The 19115-nt window shown below is 43.5% G+C and carries 16 protein-coding genes and 1 pseudogene; 5 read left to right on the top strand and 12 right to left on the bottom strand.

The window, feature by feature from the left end; all coding sequences use genetic code 11:
- Window positions 1-284: pseudogene (locus G511_RS24720) on the bottom strand (transposase); the annotation flags it as partial.
- Window positions 285-358: 74 nt separating this feature from the next.
- On the opposite strand from G511_RS24720, the gene G511_RS0108705 reads away from it, so the two are divergent.
- Window positions 359-1324: an integron integrase gene (locus G511_RS0108705; protein WP_028469295.1), complete on the top strand. Its 966-nt coding sequence runs from the start codon at window positions 359-361 to the stop codon at window positions 1322-1324.
- Between the two features lie 49 nt (window positions 1325-1373).
- On the opposite strand, the gene G511_RS0108700 is transcribed toward G511_RS0108705, so the two are convergent.
- From G511_RS0108700 to G511_RS0108690, 3 genes are read right to left on the bottom strand one after another with little or no spacing between them, the layout of a single operon-like run.
- Entirely contained in the window at window positions 1374-1685 is a 312-nt protein-coding gene (locus tag G511_RS0108700; protein WP_028469294.1) for a BolA family protein, read from the bottom strand.
- 1 nt (window position 1686) lies between these two features.
- Window positions 1687-3060: a DUF3422 family protein gene (locus tag G511_RS22280; RefSeq protein WP_036551692.1), complete on the bottom strand. Its 1374-nt coding sequence runs from the start codon at window positions 3058-3060 to the stop codon at window positions 1687-1689.
- Window positions 3061-3070: 10 nt separating this feature from the next.
- The gene (locus G511_RS0108690) at window positions 3071-3442 is read right to left on the bottom strand and encodes a hypothetical protein (RefSeq protein ID WP_028469293.1); all 372 of its coding nucleotides are present in this window, start codon (window positions 3440-3442) and stop codon (window positions 3071-3073) included.
- Between the two features lie 54 nt (window positions 3443-3496).
- Between G511_RS0108690 and G511_RS22275 the strand changes: the two genes are divergently transcribed.
- Window positions 3497-4177, top strand: a complete 681-nt coding sequence (locus G511_RS22275; RefSeq protein ID WP_156905181.1) for a hypothetical protein — start codon at window positions 3497-3499, stop codon at window positions 4175-4177.
- A gap of 3 nt (window positions 4178-4180) precedes the next feature.
- Here G511_RS22275 and G511_RS0108680 read toward each other — a convergent pair whose 3' ends face one another.
- The 5 genes from G511_RS0108680 to rlmKL all read right to left on the bottom strand — a co-directional run bounded on the left by G511_RS0108680 (window position 4181) and on the right by rlmKL (window position 13456).
- Window positions 4181-7609, bottom strand: a complete 3429-nt coding sequence (locus G511_RS0108680; protein ID WP_028469292.1) for an SbcC/MukB-like Walker B domain-containing protein — start codon at window positions 7607-7609, stop codon at window positions 4181-4183.
- The gene (locus G511_RS0108675) at window positions 7596-8231 is read right to left on the bottom strand and encodes a DUF4194 domain-containing protein (protein ID WP_028469291.1); all 636 of its coding nucleotides are present in this window, start codon (window positions 8229-8231) and stop codon (window positions 7596-7598) included. The genes G511_RS0108680 and G511_RS0108675 overlap by 14 nt, the downstream gene beginning before the upstream one ends.
- The gene (locus tag G511_RS0108670) at window positions 8231-9628 is read right to left on the bottom strand and encodes a Wadjet anti-phage system protein JetA family protein (RefSeq protein WP_028469290.1); all 1398 of its coding nucleotides are present in this window, start codon (window positions 9626-9628) and stop codon (window positions 8231-8233) included. Before G511_RS0108670 ends, G511_RS0108675 begins: the two co-directional genes overlap by 1 nt.
- A 212-nt stretch (window positions 9629-9840) precedes the next feature.
- Window positions 9841-11049, bottom strand: coding sequence for an ammonium transporter (locus G511_RS0108665; RefSeq protein ID WP_028469289.1), 1209 nt, complete (start codon window positions 11047-11049; stop codon window positions 9841-9843).
- Window positions 11050-11311: 262 nt separating this feature from the next.
- The gene (gene rlmKL, locus G511_RS0108660) at window positions 11312-13456 is read right to left on the bottom strand and encodes a bifunctional 23S rRNA (guanine(2069)-N(7))-methyltransferase RlmK/23S rRNA (guanine(2445)-N(2))-methyltransferase RlmL (RefSeq protein WP_028469288.1); all 2145 of its coding nucleotides are present in this window, start codon (window positions 13454-13456) and stop codon (window positions 11312-11314) included.
- Window positions 13457-13785: 329 nt separating this feature from the next.
- Between rlmKL and rmf the strand changes: the two genes are divergently transcribed.
- Entirely contained in the window at window positions 13786-13992 is a 207-nt protein-coding gene (gene rmf, locus G511_RS0108655) for a ribosome modulation factor (RefSeq protein ID WP_028469287.1), read from the top strand.
- 63 nt (window positions 13993-14055) lie between these two features.
- Here rmf and G511_RS0108650 read toward each other — a convergent pair whose 3' ends face one another.
- Both G511_RS0108650 and G511_RS0108645 read right to left on the bottom strand, forming a co-directional pair.
- Window positions 14056-15084, bottom strand: coding sequence for a quinone-dependent dihydroorotate dehydrogenase (locus G511_RS0108650; RefSeq protein WP_028469286.1), 1029 nt, complete (start codon window positions 15082-15084; stop codon window positions 14056-14058).
- A 65-nt stretch (window positions 15085-15149) separates the two neighbouring features.
- Window positions 15150-15371: a DUF2835 family protein gene (locus G511_RS0108645; RefSeq protein WP_028469285.1), complete on the bottom strand. Its 222-nt coding sequence runs from the start codon at window positions 15369-15371 to the stop codon at window positions 15150-15152.
- 187 nt (window positions 15372-15558) lie between these two features.
- Between G511_RS0108645 and G511_RS0108640 the strand changes: the two genes are divergently transcribed.
- Both G511_RS0108640 and G511_RS22270 read left to right on the top strand, forming a co-directional pair.
- Window positions 15559-17274 (top strand): BatD family protein, encoded by a 1716-nt coding sequence (locus G511_RS0108640; protein ID WP_084629049.1) that lies wholly within the window; start codon window positions 15559-15561, stop codon window positions 17272-17274.
- 13 nt (window positions 17275-17287) lie between these two features.
- Window positions 17288-18253 (top strand): potassium channel family protein, encoded by a 966-nt coding sequence (locus G511_RS22270; RefSeq protein ID WP_084629048.1) that lies wholly within the window; start codon window positions 17288-17290, stop codon window positions 18251-18253.
- On the opposite strand, the gene G511_RS0108630 is transcribed toward G511_RS22270, so the two are convergent.
- Entirely contained in the window at window positions 18210-19109 is a 900-nt protein-coding gene (locus G511_RS0108630; protein ID WP_028469283.1) for a TIGR01777 family oxidoreductase, read from the bottom strand. The genes G511_RS22270 and G511_RS0108630 overlap by 44 nt on opposite strands.
- Window positions 19110-19115: the final 6 nt, after the last annotated feature.

Here is a 19115-nt window from a genome sequence, read left to right as displayed (position 1 = left end):
CATATAGCGACAAACCAAATACGCAACTCTGTGCGTGTTTTATCAAAAATAGTACCTGCTGTTACTGTGGTTTGGTGTTTACAAGAACGACACACCCAGCGTTTACGGCTTTAAAAACTAGCGTTACTCACGGCATTGCATTTAGGACAGATGATACCATCAGGCCACTTTAGTTTTTCAAGATAGGCACGACAAGCTTCTTCAGAATGGAACCAATCAAGAAATTGGCTTAAAGTTGTCGGGTAATCGGTGCCTGCAACAGGCATGTTGTTGTGATGATCCATATTGGAATTTTGGCAGACATGGAGCTAAGGGGATACCCCATATATTAAAACAGTAATTACAAGGAGGTAATTTCATGTCTCAGAGCCCATTTTTAATAAAAGTACGTAAAGAAATTCGACTACGCGGTTACAGCATTCGTACGGAAAAAACCTATATATACTGGATCAAACAGTACATATATTTTCATCATTACAAACACCCCGAGATAATGGGTGCGGAAGAAGTCAAAAGCTATCTTTCACATATGTCCGAAAATAGATCCGTAGCTATTAACACTCAAAAAGTGGCTTTAAATGCATTAGTTTTCCTTTATCACAAAGTACTTAACAAACCATTAGGTGATCTTAATTTTCGTTATGCGACTAAACAGCGACATATACCTACAGTCCTCTCCAAGACTGAAGTTCAGAAAATAATCAGCTGCACGAGCGGGCGAAATAAAACCATTTTTAAAATACTTTACGGTAGCGGGCTCAGATTAAATGAGTGCCTAAGGCTGCGAATTCAGGATATTGATTTAGTCCAACATTCACTGACAATAAGAGATGGCAAAGGAAATAAAGATAGAGTTACCCTACTCAGTCCTTCTTTAAAGATGGAACTAGAACAACTGATAGATAAAGCAAAGAAAACACAGGCTACCGATAATAAACAAGGTATTGGCCCTTCCTTACCTCATGGGCTTTGTAAGAAATATCCTAATGGTTTTCGCCAACATAAATGGATGTATATATTCCCTTCAAGTGGAGTATGTACTTATCCTGATTCCTCTACTCAATGCCGTCACCACTTACACGACAGTGTTATCGGCAAGGCTCTAAGAAAGGCAGTAGCCGCCTCAGGCATCACTGATAAACGAATTACTTGCCATACTTTTCGGCATTCATTTGCGACCCATTTACTCCAAGATGGGCGTGATATCAGGACAGTTCAAGAGCTGCTTGGCCATAATGATGTAAAAACAACACAGATTTATACTCATGTTATTGGATTACACTATGCAGGGGCAAGCAGCCCTCTTGATTCATTAGATTTATAACTTATCACCACAGGGTGTGCGGTTGGTAATAGATAACAACAATGAAACATCAGCTTTTAGAGCCACCTTTACATGTAGGTGAAGCCATTACTTCTCCGTTCTTCTTGGTCCATTCATCTTGAGTATAAAGATGCATTGATAATGCATGAATCGGGGTTTGTAATTCTTGGGCAAGAATTTTGTAGATCATTTGATGACGCTGCACTAAACGCTTTCCTGCAAAGTCATCCGACACAAGCACAAGCTTAAAGTGGCTGTCTGCTGCCGGCCCCGAATGCATATGGCTTTCATTAACGATTTGTAATTCACTTACGCTAATATCTGTACGCAATTTTTCTTCAACAACGATCGCAATACTCATATTATTTCTTCACCTTATCACGCACTTTTTCATCAGCCAGATCTGCATCTCGCTGCTCTTTTGCCAAAGCAAGAAAATGCTTATGGATTTTACGGGTAGCTAACCATACGCTACCGATAACAACAGGTACTGCTATGCCCAAGGCCATGCTTTTATTAAAGTCTAGGCCGCTATCATAGGCAGCATCCATTAATATTTTAACCAGACCAACAGAGTAATAACTAATGGCGGCAACCGATAAACCCTCAACGGTGTGCTGCATCATTAGTTGAATTTTTGAACGCCTGTCCATCGACGCAAGTAGCTGCTGATTTTGCGCCTGGATAGATAACTCAACACGCGTACGCATCATATCAGAGACTCTATCGATTCGCTTTGACATATCTTCTAGGCGCTCCCCCACTGCTTGGCATGTACGCACCGCGGGTGTTAAACGTCGTGTTAAAAACTCAGTCACGGTTAAATGCCCCGAGACTTCATCTTCACGCAGCTCAACTAAACGCTGCAAGACGAGTGCATGATAAGCCTTGGTTGCGGTAAAACGAAAAGTGGTTTTAGCCCGGTAATCTTCTACATGGGCGGCCATATCTGTAAGCTTGCACAAAACCTCTTGCTCATTCACTTCAATGCTTTCTGAGAGCTGATGGGTCAAATTGGCTAGCTGCCTATCCATAGAGCCTAAATGAGGGCCACACTCTCGCGCTAACGGTAACGCTATCAATGTCATTAAGCGATAGGTTTCGATCTCAATAATACGCTGGGCTAAACGTCCGAGCTGGCTATCACTCATACGCTTATTGTAAATTAGAAAACGTCCAAAGCCATCACTGTGCAAACGCAGTGTGGTCCAGACTCGGGCATCGCCTTGTTGCGGGCTGCTACCTACCAGACGCATCCCTTCAAAGTACTGTTTCACTAGCGGAATCATTACTTCATCGTCTTCAGATGATTCTTCTATGGATAAGTGGAATGCAGTGACCACTTCTCCCGGAATACTTTCTAACCAGCCAACGGGTAAAGCCGCAGCGCCTGTTGTATCAAATGGATCTGAGTCTTCAGGGATATCAAAATTTATAAAGGTGTAGGCCGTAAATTCCAGATGCTTTTCACGGCGGATTCTTAAACCACCTAGGTCATACTGAAGACAAACGTCATCCTGTTCAGGCGGCATCACAAAAAATTTGTTGAAGAGTATTTTAAGGTGCTCAAACTGCGCTTTCGACTGCTCTTCGTCACAAAATACAGCAAGGTGCGTTATGCGTGCAGGGCTAGGAATAACCTGAAACGGCCGCGAGTGCATCTCTTCATACAGCGCTTCACGAAGTGGATGAAACCTCATTTCGTTTTGCACTACTGGCTTAAGCTCATCATTCATACCAACATCATCATTCTGGCAAATTATCTAAAGGCGCCACTAACAAGACATCGTCTGATACATCAAACGCCATAATCTGGTTAGCACACTCGAACCATTCAACAAATAGGTCGTAAGTGAGCGCTTCAGGCCAGTGATCGCCAAACTCATCCCATGCGCCTAGCTCATTTTTAAAAATATCCTGCCAAGAGTCTTTTAAAATTTCAGCAAAGTCGGCTTCTTCTTCGACCTCATTGATCAGGTATACATTGCCTTCTTTTTGCAACTCATCCAACGAGACGGGCACACTCACCAACTCGCTCTCTAATGGCAGACTTGCCACCCATTGTGCGAACGGCGCGCGAGCTAACAAGGCAATAGCTGATCTATTCAATAGTTTCATGATGCGTTGTGTACCTATTCTCTTTATAATCTTGAAAAACTGACCCGACCTATAATGATGCATATTCCCGTTCTAAATCAATTAGAAACCCGTACTGAATGGATCTCCTTCTTTAGGAGGGAGCGCTCATACGCTTATTTGACCCAGCCTTTATGCCTAATTGATCTACAAACCACCTTTTTACAAATCACATTACTAGAAGAGGATATGCTGGACGGCCGCCAAGCTACTAAATATAGCCTAGGTTCAAAAAGTAGCATAGAGCCTATTTGGAAGATGATTAAGGCCTGCAACTGGCAACTATCAACCATTATTAACGGCCTTAATGAACTCTCTTTTGATAGCAACGCACGCGACAACGCATTTCCTGATATTCAAAGAGAGCTAACGGTCAGAAAGTTTTTTGCAAAAGATAAGCAGTTATTGGCGTCCTCGCTTATCGGGCCACTTAAGCCATTACTAGAAATACCAGAAATATGGGACCTTAAAGCCGTCTGCCGATTACTGAGCAACCAGCAGTTCAGTGAGCTTGAGTTTATCCTTGATGCGAAAAAATCAGACTCTCAAAAAACAGTGCCTATACGCAGTATTCTTCTTAAGATCTTAGACTCACCTACAGGGTGGTCTGTATCACTTCATGAGCAAGCGCTACTGCTTAGCTATTCAAGCAAGGTAATACTGCGTATCACCCCTTACTTGAAAAAACCGGCCCCTCGATTAAAAGAGACCGATTAAACATCACACTGTTTCTAATAGATCATCAGATAAAGCTGCTTGCTCCATGAGCTTACGCGGGTTATCTGAGTTAAGTAGCTCTTTGCCCTTTTGCGTTGGAAACTCCACATCAATATCAACAACACGGCCATCACGGCAAACATTGATAATGGTTTCCATGCAAGACGATAATAACGAGTACTTTTCATCTGGTGCTGCAATAATGGTTTGCAGCCCTAAGTCTGTCATAAAGCCTAGAGAAGTAATGGTGTTTTCTGAATCCAGCTTGTTAAAGGCTTCATCAAATACCGACAAGCTCATACCACCGACCGCTTGGCCATCTGGGCCTTCTTTAAGGCGATAAGCAGCACCCATAGCAGCCGCCATCGCCACATAGAATGGCACCTGGTGCTCACCACCAGAACCGGTTTTAATACGCTGAGTTAAGGTTGTTTTGCGGTGTCCGTTAAGGTCTTTAACCACCAGCTCAAAGTTATAAAAATTACGGTAATCCTGTAAAAGACTGCTTTCACCTTCATCTTTTAATACATCGTGAATCTTGGACAATGCATCTTGATGCGGTGTATCTTCATCAAACTTCAAGTCAAACAACGAGCCTACATTGGCCTGATCTAAGCGCGTATAGGCCTCTACTAGCTCAAGAATATCTTTAAGCTCTGGATTAGGCATCATCTCAAAGCTATACATTTCCTTGTGAAAGGGACGGTTCTTAAGATGATTATTCAGCTCACGAATGAGATCTTTAATGTTGTTAATTTGATCATTCAAATGTGCCACAAAATCTGACCTGAACGATGTTTCGGCTTCTAAGCGAGCACGCTCGGCTTTTTGCGTATACAAGGCCAATTCAGAATCAGTTAGCGCTTGAACCGTTTCATCAACATATTGCTCTAGTTCTTCATGAGTTGAGTCAGGGCCAATTTTATCTAAGCCCTGATGGCTCATACCGCCGCCATGGTACTTCGCTTTGTAGTTAGCGATAGCATCACGCACGGAGTACTTTTTCTTTTCATGTAGCGTCAGTTCAGACTGCGCCTTTTTAGCTGCTTCAAAAATAATACGTTCTAACTCGCCCGCACATGTTTCATCGAGGTAATCACGTTTTTCTTGAGCCGATTGGGCATCAAAGTCAGTTTTTGCTTCACAAACGTTACGTGCTTCAGAATGCTCCGTTAGCTCTTGATCCAGTACTTCCAATGCCGCCGAGTCTTTGATCATGTGTGTACGGATACGCTGTAACTTATCCATTAGCAGCTTATTTTTGTCTTCCGCTGCTTTTTGCTCTTCCGCTAAGTCTGCAATACGTTGCTGAATGCCCGTATCATCATGATTGCGCATATCAGTAATCGCTTGGCGATAACCTTCGATCTCGGTGCCTAGCTGTTCGCGCTGCTGCACTAGATCAAAGACTTTTTCACTCGTGCCTACCAAGCTAGTTGTTAGGTTAATCAAGCTATCACGTAATTTTTCTAGTGATTCATGACGTTTACCCAAGGTAGTGAATTCGACCAGCATTTCATCAACTTGTTTACCCTTAGAGGCAAGTTGATCACCACGGCGGCGAATCCCCATGATAGGCGACAATTCATTAATAGAGGTGGTTGAACCTTCTGTTTGCAACATGCAGTCGTACGTTAAGGCACGTTCTTGACGCAGTAGCTCGGCTTCGGTTTCAACCGCTATCACACCACCCAAGGCACGATTCATATACGCCTTAGCGTGTTCATTATCAGTATCAACAAAATGCGCCAGTGATTGGGGCTTAGTACGATTTAACCAATCGCGTGATTTTGTTGTATTGATAATACGGCAGCCTTTTAAATGACGACCTTTACGGCGATATAAGGTAATCGCTTCTTTTACATGGTCAGGATCAACAATCAAGGCTTCACGGCGTGCGCCAAGGAAAGACTCAATGGCAATGCGCCACTTATCTTCGTTGATATCAACCAGCTCGCATATAGGCGTTGATTCAATGCCATACTCAGCCAGTAACTCCATAAGTTCACGGGTGTTATGGCGTACGGGAGCACGGCCTTGCTTGAGCTGCTCAACCGCCCCTTTTTGGCTCTGGATGTTAGTGCGCAACTCGTTAATACGGATCACCGATTCTTCAAATTTACGGCCTATGTCGCGTCTTACTGAATCAACACTTTGCTTTAATTGCTCAATGGTATTATCAACCTCAACAGGCTCTGGCGGCCACACATCCGCCATCATATCTTCACCTGATCGCCATAGATCAACCGAACGTTTTACAAGCGGTAAAAATGATTCTGGCAATAACTGTTCGTAGTTAGAAAAGCCCACAGTAGTTCTAAACAAACTATAAACATTTTGAATCTTATCTTTTACGACACCTTCTTCATGCAAACGAGCCGTAATAGAGTTTTCTAATGCCTTAATTTGATGAGCCGCATTGGAGTTGTTTAGCTGAGCACGAGCATCTGCCAAGTGCTGCATTACGCTGCTCATGTCTGCTGCGTGACTTTCTAGCTCGCCCTGTACTTTGGCTTCTTTCGCTTGGTTGGCCTCTAAACGTTCCTGCGCATCTTCCTTTTTAAGATCCGCATTTTCAAAACGAGACTCGTGCACTACCCACTCATATTCTGCTGCGTTTTTGAGATTACGCTGCACACCTTTGCATTGCTCTTGAACCTTTTCCAACTCTGCTATTCGGTTAAATACTTCACGTGTTTTTTGTTCCATCGCACGATATTCATCAAGCGATTTACGAAACGCACCTACATGGACAATATTTTCATCGAGTACAAACTCACGTACAAAACGAGTTGGGCTATCAATCGGCACAAAACGCAGCGCATTTTTAAAGTTTTTAACAAACTTCTCATCGTCATTAGGCATCTGCGCATCATGACTCAGCGTTGTTGTTACTTCGCGAATAAACTTGCTGGCACGCTTTTCTAATACCATTTCAGGACACTGCTTAAGCAATTGCTCACGCACTTGTACCCAAGGTTTAGGCAAACGCCCATCGCCTTCAACAATAGAGAAGTCATCTAAGCCAACCGAAAAATCAGGCAGAATAAAGCGCCCGAGTATCTCTTCTTCAGGTGATGCAGTAGAGGCGTTAATCGCGATACCAATACAGGTTTCTTTAGCTGTTTCCGTATCAAAAAAGCTCAGCGCCATATAGGTTAAAGAATCTTCTCTGGCCATCGCTTTTTTGCTGCCATCATCTAGGTAACCTAGGCAATATGTACGCAGAGAGCGCTCACTCTTTTGGCCTGCTGATGCGTTAAAGCTTAGGTGGCGCTTATGCCCACCCATTAACACGGTTTGGATAGCATCCAACAAAGCCGACTTACCCGAACCGTTAGGGCCTACAATGGCAACATTGCCCTTAATAGGCACTTCAACAGCACCCAGCACATACCAATTAACTAAAACTATGCGATTAAGCTGTTTCATCAGCGCTCGCCTCCTCTGCTTCGGTCAGAGCATCTCGTGTATCTGGATCACACAATGCTTCTAATTGACCGATATAATCTTCTACTACAACCTGACGGATAGTCGGCTGAATGCTGAAAGGGACATTTTTAGGCTCTGTTTCGTTTGGCTTACCGCGCTCAATAACACCGTGGCGAGCGAATAACGAAAGAATCTCTTTCATTCGTGTTTCGTTCGGGATCTCTTTACCCGTTAAGTTCTCGTACAACGACAGCAAGTCATTAATGTTGGTGTAGGCCTTGCCGCTGTCTACTTCAAACTTTTCTAGCTTTTCTTCATATTGCTGGCGCATACACAGCAGTATAAGAGACTCATCTAAACGCAGTTTTAAGTTACGTTCACTGTCTTGCGGCAAGATACCCAAGTAAGCTTCATCGGGTTGGTAGATAAAAGACCAACCAATCGCAGCAAACAAGTTAGTAAAGTAATCGATATGTGAAGAGATAAGGAAGTAGCTATCCCTGTGTGATGAACGATCCGCATGCAAAAACTGGTTTGTCAGTAACAAATTAGCAGCGTGCGAAAAATCGGCAGCTTCATACTGATCGCTTCGGCTGATTATTTTTTGTAGATCACCAAGCATTAGCGTTTCCTATAAATAACAAAATCACGACACTCAACCATTCCGGTCACACTGGTGTATTGATCATTAAACTGGATATTGAACTGTTCAGCGGTTTTCTTGGCTTTTTTACCAAGCGAGGCCAAATGGCGGATATAACTGAAGCATATATAATCTTCAATACTATCAATCTCAAACTCATCTGCACGTAGCGTTTCTTTGCTACCCAAATGACGATCCAGATACGCATCTATACGATCTATTCTCACTTCTCGACGCTCTTTAAATTCTTTAAATAGCTGTCTTAACTCAAGCGCTTTAGGATCAATAATCTGTTGGCGTATAACCCGAGGCTCCGCCTGAATGCGGCGCTTAAACGGTGCGCGCACACTCGCAGGAGAGATGAAGTTCACCTCTTCAAGGGTATCAATCATAGGTAAAGCATCATCTTTGGCCGCTTCTTTTATTAAGCGGGACAAACGAGATGCCATTCCCGGTGTAGTTTTATCCATATAGCGGACAGTATCAGCAACACGTTTTTCTAGGCGATAGCGGAAGTCATCAATAGTATCCAGACGCTTATCTACTGAATCAAAAATACGCACAATACGATTTATATGCACATGCACCATTGCTTCAGCATCATCATATTCGGATTCAAACTGTTCTTGGTAGTGACGCGTCAAAGCATCTAACTTAATCGTATCAAACTGCAAATCGCGCAGTAGCGATAAAATCTGGCGCCTAAACCTAAAAGGGTTATTTTTAGTTTTCAGCGTTTTATAGTCAGATACCAATATCCGCTCAACAAAGCGATCAAAAAAACCACGCACCACATCTTGAGGGCTCTGCGCATGCGACAAGCTAATTTTTAGCTCTCGTAGCCCCAACATCATATCGGTCAGGTGGGCGCTAAAATCAGCCGATGTTTGTGCGGCTTCTGATAAAGTAATACCTCGCCCTGCGGGATCATTAACAGCTGACTCTAATGAGCTGAGCACATTCAATACGGCACCACCGTATGAGCGCTTCTCTAAATTAGAGATCGACACTAATGAGCGTAGCAAATAGCTGATAGATGGCGACATCAAAACAAAAGTACGGTAAATACGTTGCTCTTCTTCAACCCAACCCGTTTGCACAAGGCGCCTGTAGATACGATTTGTATACTCAGCCGTAGAACGAGGTAGCTCTTCTGCTTCAGAACCGTCTTCTTCCTCGGGCTCCCAGCGGCGTACACCCAAGCGAACTACAGCGTTTTCAATGGTTGAGCGCACCAAGTCCTTTGGAATAAATGGGTCTATTAAGTCTTCATCAAAAAACAGGTCTGCCAACTGCAGCAAAACGGCTTGATAGATATTACGGTTTTTACCCGAGAGGGGTAAAAAAAGATCATCAGGGAGCTTGTTAAAAAGCATTCAGCATCCAATATGAATTAGGCTACTTACTCTACAAGCAGCGCTTTGTTATAAATTTGTATCAGCACTGAATTTTAGCCTAGCTAGACATGACAAATCTATACATCTGAATTAAAGGTCGCATATTAAAAGTGTCAGAAAAACAAAACCCCGGCACATAGGCCAGGGCTTCTTATGTGCCGTATCAACAGCACAGGTTAAAATTGAATCAATTAGTCATTCGATGTTGACTCAATTTTATGAATACTTAAGTCAGCACCGTCAAACTCTTCCTCATCACTGAGACGAATACCGAACACCGCTTTAATACCACCGTAGACAATCGCTGCCCCCACAACAGCAACAAGAATGCCGGCAAGTGTTCCGATAATCTGAGACATCAAGCTAACACCACCTAAACCACCGAGTGCTTCGCTACCAAAGATTCCTGCAGCAATACCACCCCAAACGCCACATAACCCATGAAGCGGCCATACACCCAGCACATCATCAATTTTCCATTTGTTCTGCTGCAGTGTAAACATCCAAACAAAGACGACACCAGCAATCGCCCCAACCACCAGCGCACCAATTGGGTGCATCACATCAGACCCTGCACAAACCGCCACTAAGCCAGCTAACGGGCCGTTATGTATAAAGCCGGGATCATTTTTACCAACCACTAGTGCAGCAATAATACCGCCCACCATCGCCATCAATGAGTTCACCGCCACCAAGCCCGAAACACCATCCAATGTTTGCGCTGACATCACATTAAAGCCGAACCAACCAATAGATAGAATCCATGCACCTAATGCCAAGAATGGAATGTTAGAAGGCGGAAAAGCCACCAAACGACCATTACGGTAACGCCCTTTACGTATGCCTAAAAACAGCACGGCCACTAAAGCAATCCAGCCACCGACACCGTGTACAACAACGGATCCTGCGAAATCATGAAAACCGGCACCAAACGATGACTCTAACCACGCTTGAAAACCAAAATTCCCATTCCAGATAATGCCTTCAAACAGCGGATAAACAAAAGCAACCGTTAAGGTTGATGCAAAAAGAACAGGCCAGAATTTAGCACGCTCAGCAATACCACCTGACACAATCGCCGGAATAGCCGCAGCGAATGTCATCAAGAAGAAAAATTTAACTAATTCATAGCCACTACCTGCCGCTAGTGTTTCGGCATCTTGGAAAAAAGTAACGTCATACGCAATCCAGTAGCCGATAAAGAAATAAGCGACGGCAGAAAAGCCAAAGTCTGTCATGATTTTAACCAGTGCGTTCACCTGGTTTTTATGACGTACTGTTCCTACTTCGAGAAAGGCGAAGCCAGCATGCATGGCAAACACCATGATGGCTCCCATCAGAATAAACAGGGTATTAGAGCTTTGAACTAGCGTCTCAACGGCACTATTAACATTATCCACGAATATCTCCTCAGTTCATGCAGGTGCACACTTTTGCACTGTCTTGGTGCGCTTTCTTATATTTAATCCCAAAGAGGTGCGTTTATATCGATATCGCCTTACTTGAGCACAACATAGAAACTCAAAAATTGGAGCTAATACCTTGTTTTATATTAAGTAAACAACGAAACGCGCACATTTGGTGCAACAAGACCTCTAAAAGAGGTCTTGTGTCGCACTAATACAAAGCATGAACTATGCCAAGAAGAATCGGCGCACTAACTTAAGGCCAGCGTATTTCGAAACAGCTATGAATACGCGCATTACGCTTAAAATCAGGGTCGATGGTTTGCTGTGTGATTTCTTTAATCTCAAAGCCTGAAAGTAGCTCATAATCCAACTTAAAGCGGCGATAATTATTAGAGAAGATAAGCACACCACCTTTGCGCAGCAGTCGCATTGACAGCTTGATCAAATCAACATGATCACGCTGCACATCCAATACATCTAACATTTTCTTAGAATTTGAAAACGTCGGAGGATCCAAAAAGATCGTGTCGTAGGCAGGCTTGCGCTGCTTTTTCAGCCAGCTTAAACAGTCCGCTTCTATAAAGTGATGCTCTTTACTGTTAAAGCCATTCAACGCCATGTTCTTCATTGCCCACTGAAGATAGGTCGCCGACATATCCACACTGGTCGTTGATCTAGCACCACCAACCGCTGCATGAACGCTAGCTGATGCGGTATAGCAAAACAGGTTTAAGAAGTCTTTCCCATCTGCTTGCTGCTGAATCTGATGGCGTATAGGACGATGATCTAGGAACAAGCCGGTATCTAGGTAATCGTGTAAGTTAATTCTAAAACGACAGCCATGTTCTTGTACTTCAAAGAAGCGCCCAACACTCGCTTGCTTGTTGTACTGCCCTGTACCACTTTGGCGCTTACGCTGCTTTAATACGACCTTACGCGGGTTAACGTCAAGCGCTTCAGGGATGGCTGCCAACACATCTTTGATACGGTCAAATGCTTTTACCTTATCAACCGAAGCAGGAGCTGCGTATTCTTGTACATGCACCCAGTCATTATACAAATCAACAGCTACCGCATATTCAGGCATATCTGCATCGTATAAACGGTAGCACCCAATCTGCTGCTGTTTTTGCCACTTCTTTAAACTTTTGAGATTTTTCTTTAGACGATTGGCAAACATTTGAGCATTATCACTCAGCGCTGCCACAACTTCTTCTGGGCTCTCCTCACCAGGCTTAACGTCATTACGATCCGCATATAGGGTGTACAAAAACAAACGACCGTCGATTGGGCCATTATTTAAGCTATAGCTTTTATCTGCCTTAAGCCCCACTACCTGACATAGCTCAGGATTACCGGTAAAGATAGCCGCTTTCCAACCTGCAAAGTCCTGCTTTAAAGCATCACCAATATGACGATACAAGAACATTAGTTCAGACTCATCTCCCATACGCTCGCCATAAGGAGGGTTGGTAACGAGCAACCCAGGAGAGTTTTCTGGTACTACCATCTGCTCAATAGAAGCTCTTTTGAAGCTAATAACTTCACTAACACCAGCTCTTTCAGCATTATCTTTGGCTAACTCAAGTACTGAGCCGTCCTGATCAGATCCGTAAAAGCGCACGGTTAGATTCTCTAAACCTGCTTTTTTACGCGCATCCGCTTCATCTAACAGCGCCAACCAAAGCTCAGCCTTATGCTGCTTCCAACGCTCAAAACCAAACTGCTCTCGCAAGATACCCGGCGCAATATCTGCCGCCATTAAAGCACCCTCAATAACCAAGGTGCCTGAACCACACATAGGATCAAACAGAACCGGGCTATCTGCAGCCAATTTTGGCCATGACGCACGGCATAGTATCGCCGCTGCCAAGTTTTCTTTTAATGGCGCAGCCCCTGCACGTGTACGATAACCACGACGGTGTAAGCTACCCCCAGATAAATCCAAAGATAAGCTCAGCTTACCGCGATAGATATGTGCATGGATTCGCAAATCAGGGTTGTCACGGTCAATACTGGGGCGCATTCCCGTTTTATCTCGAACCTGATCAACTATCGCATCCTTAACTTTTAATGCACCGAAGTGAGTGTGGTTAATAGCATCTGTTTTACCGGTAAATGCCACCAGTATTGAAGCTTCTTCATGCATATGCTCCAACCAATCAACAGATTGCACCGCATCATAAAGCTGCTCTGCTGTTTCTACGTTCTCTTCAATAAGAGGCAATAAAATCCGATTAGCTAAACGCGACCATAAACACGCACGATATGCCTGTTCAATCTCGCCACTGAACTCAGCACCCGTTGCCGTTTGTTTGACCTCAGCTGCGCCTAACTCGGTTAGTTCAGTGACTAGCAGTAATTCCAGCCCTTTTGGACAGGTTGCAAAAAATTTCATATATATTCCAATTTAGGGGTACTGTCTGCAAAAAACCATGAGATCAAACAGTTACAATTTCATTCAATAAAAATCACTAAAAAATGATTTTTTTTCATACCTTTTTTCTGCATTAACAAACTGATCTAAGCTGCTGATAGCACACCTTTTTTGCAAATGCTTACTATTAAAAACAAATAACTAATAGATAATTCCAATCGCACTCTCTAACAAATTTCGTTATCTATAAGGGTCTGTGATGAGCCAAAAATGGAATATATCACAACCTTGAGAATATCCAGTCTCAGAGATTTACACTCTCATAATAACGTAACAGAGGCACTTTCTATATGAAGAGACAGAAACGCGATAAAGCTTCAACTCTTTTCAATCGCGGCTTTCAGGCAGGCCTAAGTGGGAAATCACACGATGATTGTCCTGTTAAAGTAATCGACTTACGCAGCCACTGGATGAGTGGATGGCGTGAAGGTCGAGAAGCACAATGGAATGGAATGGCAGGTGTATCAGCCATTCAGGCTCACCCAGCACTACATTAATGTTGCTCCCCCTTTACAGCAGACTAAGCTCCTCTACTTGAGGAGCTTCTTTTATCTTCGCCGTTATTTTATTGGCAACGCCTGAATCGCCTTAACAGAGTCACTAACTAAAGTGGGCCCTTTATAAATAAAGCCGGAGTACACCTGAACCAAACTAGCACCCGCTTCAATTTTTTCAGCCGCGTCAAAGCCTTCAGTAATGCCACCTACACCAATAATCGGTAAAGCACCATCAAGCGCTTTAGATAACGTTCGAATGACTTTAGTAGACTTATTCCGTACCGGCGCACCGCTAAGGCCACCAGCCTCTGCTTGCAGGGGTGAGCTTTCTACGCCTTCACGAGAAATTGTGGTGTTGGTCGCGATTACACCATCCATTTCATACGTTTTCAAAGATTCAGCAACCATCTCTGTCTCTTCTTCTGTCATATCTGGCGCTATTTTCACAGCGATGGGTACATAACGGTCATGCAGATTTGCTTGCTTGGCTTGCTCGTTTTTAAGCGCTTCAAGCAAGGTGTTTAAAGAGTCACCAAACTGTAGCGTTCTCAACCCAGGCGTATTTGGAGATGAAATATTAACCGCTATATATGATGCTCTTGAATACACCTTTCTTAAGCAGTAGATATAGTCGCTGTTAGCATCTTCATTACTGGTATCTTTATTCTTACCTATATTAATACCTAACACGCCGTTATAGCGCGCTCTATCAATATTCACGAGTAGCTCTTCGACACCATGATTATTAAAACCCATACGGTTTATGATGGCATTATGCTCAGGAATACGGAACAACCGCGGTTTTGGGTTACCAACTTGAGGGCGCGGAGTCACGGTACCCACCTCAATAAAACCAAAACCCATTGCCGCTAATCCATCAATAGCAGAGCCATTCTTATCCAACCCAGCCGCTAGACCAACAGGGTTCGCAAAACGAATACCCATAACCTCAGTCGGCGCATCAAGACATTCAGCGCCAAGAAGTGACGGAAGGCCAAGTGAAGCAGAGAGATTCATGCTACTTAAAGCAATATGATGCGAGCGCTCTGCATCCATGCTGAACATTAGGGATTTTGCTAAAGAATAGAGCATAACCGAACCGTTTTTGAAAAAAGATGGCGGCATTATAACGGTGCGACGACAGTTTTACATCCCGCCTATACAATTCGTATGATTGTTTTAAATTTACCTGCCGCATCGAAACTAATTTTGAAGCTACCAACAATACCGTTATGAAGTAGAAAAGGCTGCAAAATATCAGCTGGAAAGCGCACGGAACGCCCATCCCTAGCATAAGTTGAGACCATACAACTGGGGGCCCGATATTGCTTTACATACTCATCGGGAGAAATACGTATATCAACAATAATTTCATTCATAACTGCTTAATTGTCGCTCTCTTAACTCAAATTCTGCTGCTATTATACGCCCCAACACCCTAAGCAGTGAAGCAATCCAAAATCATGTATGAATGTAAACAGCCTATATTTTGCATACAGGCGCCACCCTAAAGAGATTTAGTACTTACTAATCAAGTCATTGATATTACAGGCTGCTTAATGAATAATGATTCTTCGTTTATCTACTTTCTGCTTGGATCACGAACTCGGAATGCGAACTTTCCTGCTCTTCATATTAACCATTGCCTCATCTGTTCACGCAGACGTTAACACTTACCTCAACAAATACAGCATTTCCACCAATGAAACTGTCCGCTTAACCATAGAATCGACTCAACAGGGGCAGCCTCAAAGGCCTGACTTATCTGTATTAAATCAAGACTTTGATTTGTTGGGCAGTAAAAAAATTACTATATCTAGCTTTCAGGGAAGTACTCGCCAAGCCACCACACGCTGGCAAGTACTCTTGCGCCCTAATAAGTCGGGTGAACTAAAAATACCCGCACTTTCTATCAACGGGAAACAAAGTTCACCTATTATTTTATTAGTAACGGGTAGCGTAAATACATTTCCAGGCTCACCTATAACATCTCCTCAAGCATCACGCGCTCCCATCTTTATTGAAACCTCTATTGACCATACTGAGGCCTATCAAGGTAGCCAGTTAATATATACCGTCAAACTTTTCCATAAAGACCCCTTAAATAAAAATGCAGCACTATCAGACCCATTCCTGAATCAAGCGTTGATTATTCCCGCTGATGATGTGAAACGTAGTGAAACATCAGTAAAGGGAAAACCTTATTTCCTTGAAGAAAGGCGTTACGTGATTTTCCCTGATGATCCGGGCACTCATTTTATTGAAGCCCCCCTTTTTTCAGGAACCTCTCAAACGGACCAATACGTTGAAACACAAGGAGGTGAAATTGAAATTGCCATCCTTCCTCAAGCCAACAGTAACTCACAAGGTTATTGGCTACCGCTCTCCTCTCTTCAATTAGAAGAGAGAATCGATAAGGAGACACCACTTGGGCCTGGTTCATCTTTAGTTCGGACATTGACACTAACAGCCCGCGGCCTCCCTGCAGCGCGCTTACCTTCTCTATCAGTGCTAAAAAACGAACTCGCTGATATTGAGCTCCTAAGCACAGAGCTCGATGAAAGCTTTGACGAGGAAGGCCTAACCAGTAAACGCACTGAAACGGTTAAAATCACAATGAAGGAGCGAGGAGAAATAACCCTGCCTCCTATTGATATACATTGGTGGGATACCTATGAAGACCGCAGCAAGATAGCATCACTACCTCCCGTTATTTTGTATATAAATGCAGCGCCGATACAAAACACACCGCCCAAAGCTGGCAGCCTGATAAAAGACAAAACAGCACCTATTAACAGTACGAAGATACCCCCGGCTGCCAACACAGAAGACACTGGGCATATTCCTCTGATTGTTTTCTTGGCCGGTGTTAGCATGATTTCATCTCTTGGATGGCTTTATAGCTACTGCCGTTTAAGAAAACTGAGAAACCATGCTCAAAAAAAACGCACAGCGGTAAATGAGCGTCAAAAAGAAAAGAAGAAACACACTCACTCCCTGGCTGAAAAAAATACATTTCAAGCACTCGCCATAGCGTGCCAACAGAACAATGTCGATATCAGCAAACTACGTTTAATCGAATGGGCACAGCATTTTTGGCCAGAAACATTTATCGAAAGCTCTAAAGACATTAGTTTGCTAGCAAAAAACCAAACGCTCGATTTTCTTATCATCGATTTAGAGCAACACCTCAACTCACATGAGAAGTCCTTATGGCAAGGAGATTTGCTTTTACAAGCGATAGAAGCGCTCCGCAAACGCCGACAAAAAGGAAAAGCATAACAAGGCAAAGACGATGACTTATCAAAAACATCAGGCCTTTCTTAGTAAGCTAGGGTTTGGTGGCGTAAACGAACAAGAAAACATTAAAGCAAAGCGTTGGTCTAGACGTCTTGAAGGACCAATGATGCTAGTAGCCCTTTGGATCATTGTAGACTGGTACCTTCGTGAAAAAGGGCTAACAGCGCCACACATCACATTTTTTACTGACTGGTTTATCTGGCTATGCTTCATCGCAGAAACCAGCATATTGCTGACACTCGTTGATAACAAGAAACAGTATTTACTCAGCAATTGGATGAACATCGTCATCATCATCGCGGGCCTACCCATCATTTGGGGAATGGAAGTTTTTTATGCGGGTATTTTAAGAAGCTTACGCTTGCTTATTATGTTCGGCATTTTTTTACGCATATCAACGGATGTACGGTCGGTACTCTCACGACACAGCTTAGGCTTAACGCTCTTCATTAGTTTTCTTTTCATGCTGTTTTCTGGATTTATCATCTCAGGCATAGACCCCGCCTTTGAAACTCCCTTAGATGGCATTTGGTGGGCCTGGGTTACTATTACCACGGTAGGATATGGGGACCTCGTTCCTAGTACCACCACAGGACGACTTTTTGGCGCTTTCCTTATTTTGATGGGAATAGGCCTATTCTCCATGCTAACAGCGAGCTTCTCTGTTTTTTTCATAGAACAAGACGAAAAAGATATGATGAAACGCGAAGATGAAAATATTCGTCGAATAAGCCGAATTGAAAACAAGCTTGAGCGCATTGAAGAGCAACTAGAAAAGACCTTATTTCATCTTACTCAAGCGCATGTTCACCCGCAAAATGCGGACTCTCAATTCGACATTGATCATACCACCAGCTCCGCCAATACAACCTCATCACCCAAGACAGGCATTAGCGAAAACTCCAGCAACAAACCTTTTAAAGGGAATGCTGTAGAGCCACCTCAAGATCAGGATAAGTAAACTCAAACCCTGCATCAAGTAAGCGTGCGGGGTACACCCTCTGTCCTTCTAGTAATAACTCACTGGCATCGCCCAACAATAACTTCATCACAAAACTTGGCATTCTTAGTTTTGCAGACTTATCTAAAACGCCACCTAAGGTTTGGCTAAATATCTCATTTGTGACCGCATTTGGAGAAGTCGCGTTAAAGCTTCCCAATAAAGTTTGGTGCTCCATCAAGAATCGAATGATTGATACTTCATCAGATAAGTGAACCCATGACATCCACTGCTGCCCACTACCAATAGGCCCACCCAGCCCAAAATTAAAAGGCGGCAACATTTTAGCTAGCGCTCCACCACCAGCTCCTAGTACAACACCGGTTCTCACTAAGCACACCCGCGCTCCCAAGACCTTCTCAGCCTCTAGAGCCTCAGCCTCCCAATCACGACATAAATCATGTGTAAATCCTGATATTGGATGACTCACCTCATTTAACGGTGCTCCTCCTTCATGCGACCCGTAAAAACCAATAGCTGAGCCGCTAATAAAAAACTCAGGCCGAGCAGAAGCCCGTTTTAACTGTGCAATTAGTTCTTTCGTAAAATCAACGCGACTTTCACGTAATAATTGCTTACGCGCCTCACTCCAGCGCTTATCAACGATGGGCTCTCCCGCCAAATTAATAACACCGTCAACCTTTTTAGCAATCTTGTTTACCTGTGCAAGAGCAACGCTTTGAGTTGCCCCTTTAAAAAGAAACGCCACTTTCTCTGGCGTCCGAGAAATGACCGTTATCTGATGCCCTTCTTCCAATAAAGCATGAATCAATGCAGACCCAATAAACCCTGTCCCACCACTGATCAGATAATGCATGCGAAC

Source organism: Neptunomonas japonica DSM 18939 (genome assembly GCF_000422765.1).
Taxonomy (GTDB): Bacteria; Pseudomonadota; Gammaproteobacteria; order Pseudomonadales; family Balneatricaceae; genus Neptunomonas; species Neptunomonas japonica.
The sequence above is the reverse complement of the archived record's forward strand: the minus strand, read 5'-3'. Positions and strand labels throughout refer to the sequence as shown.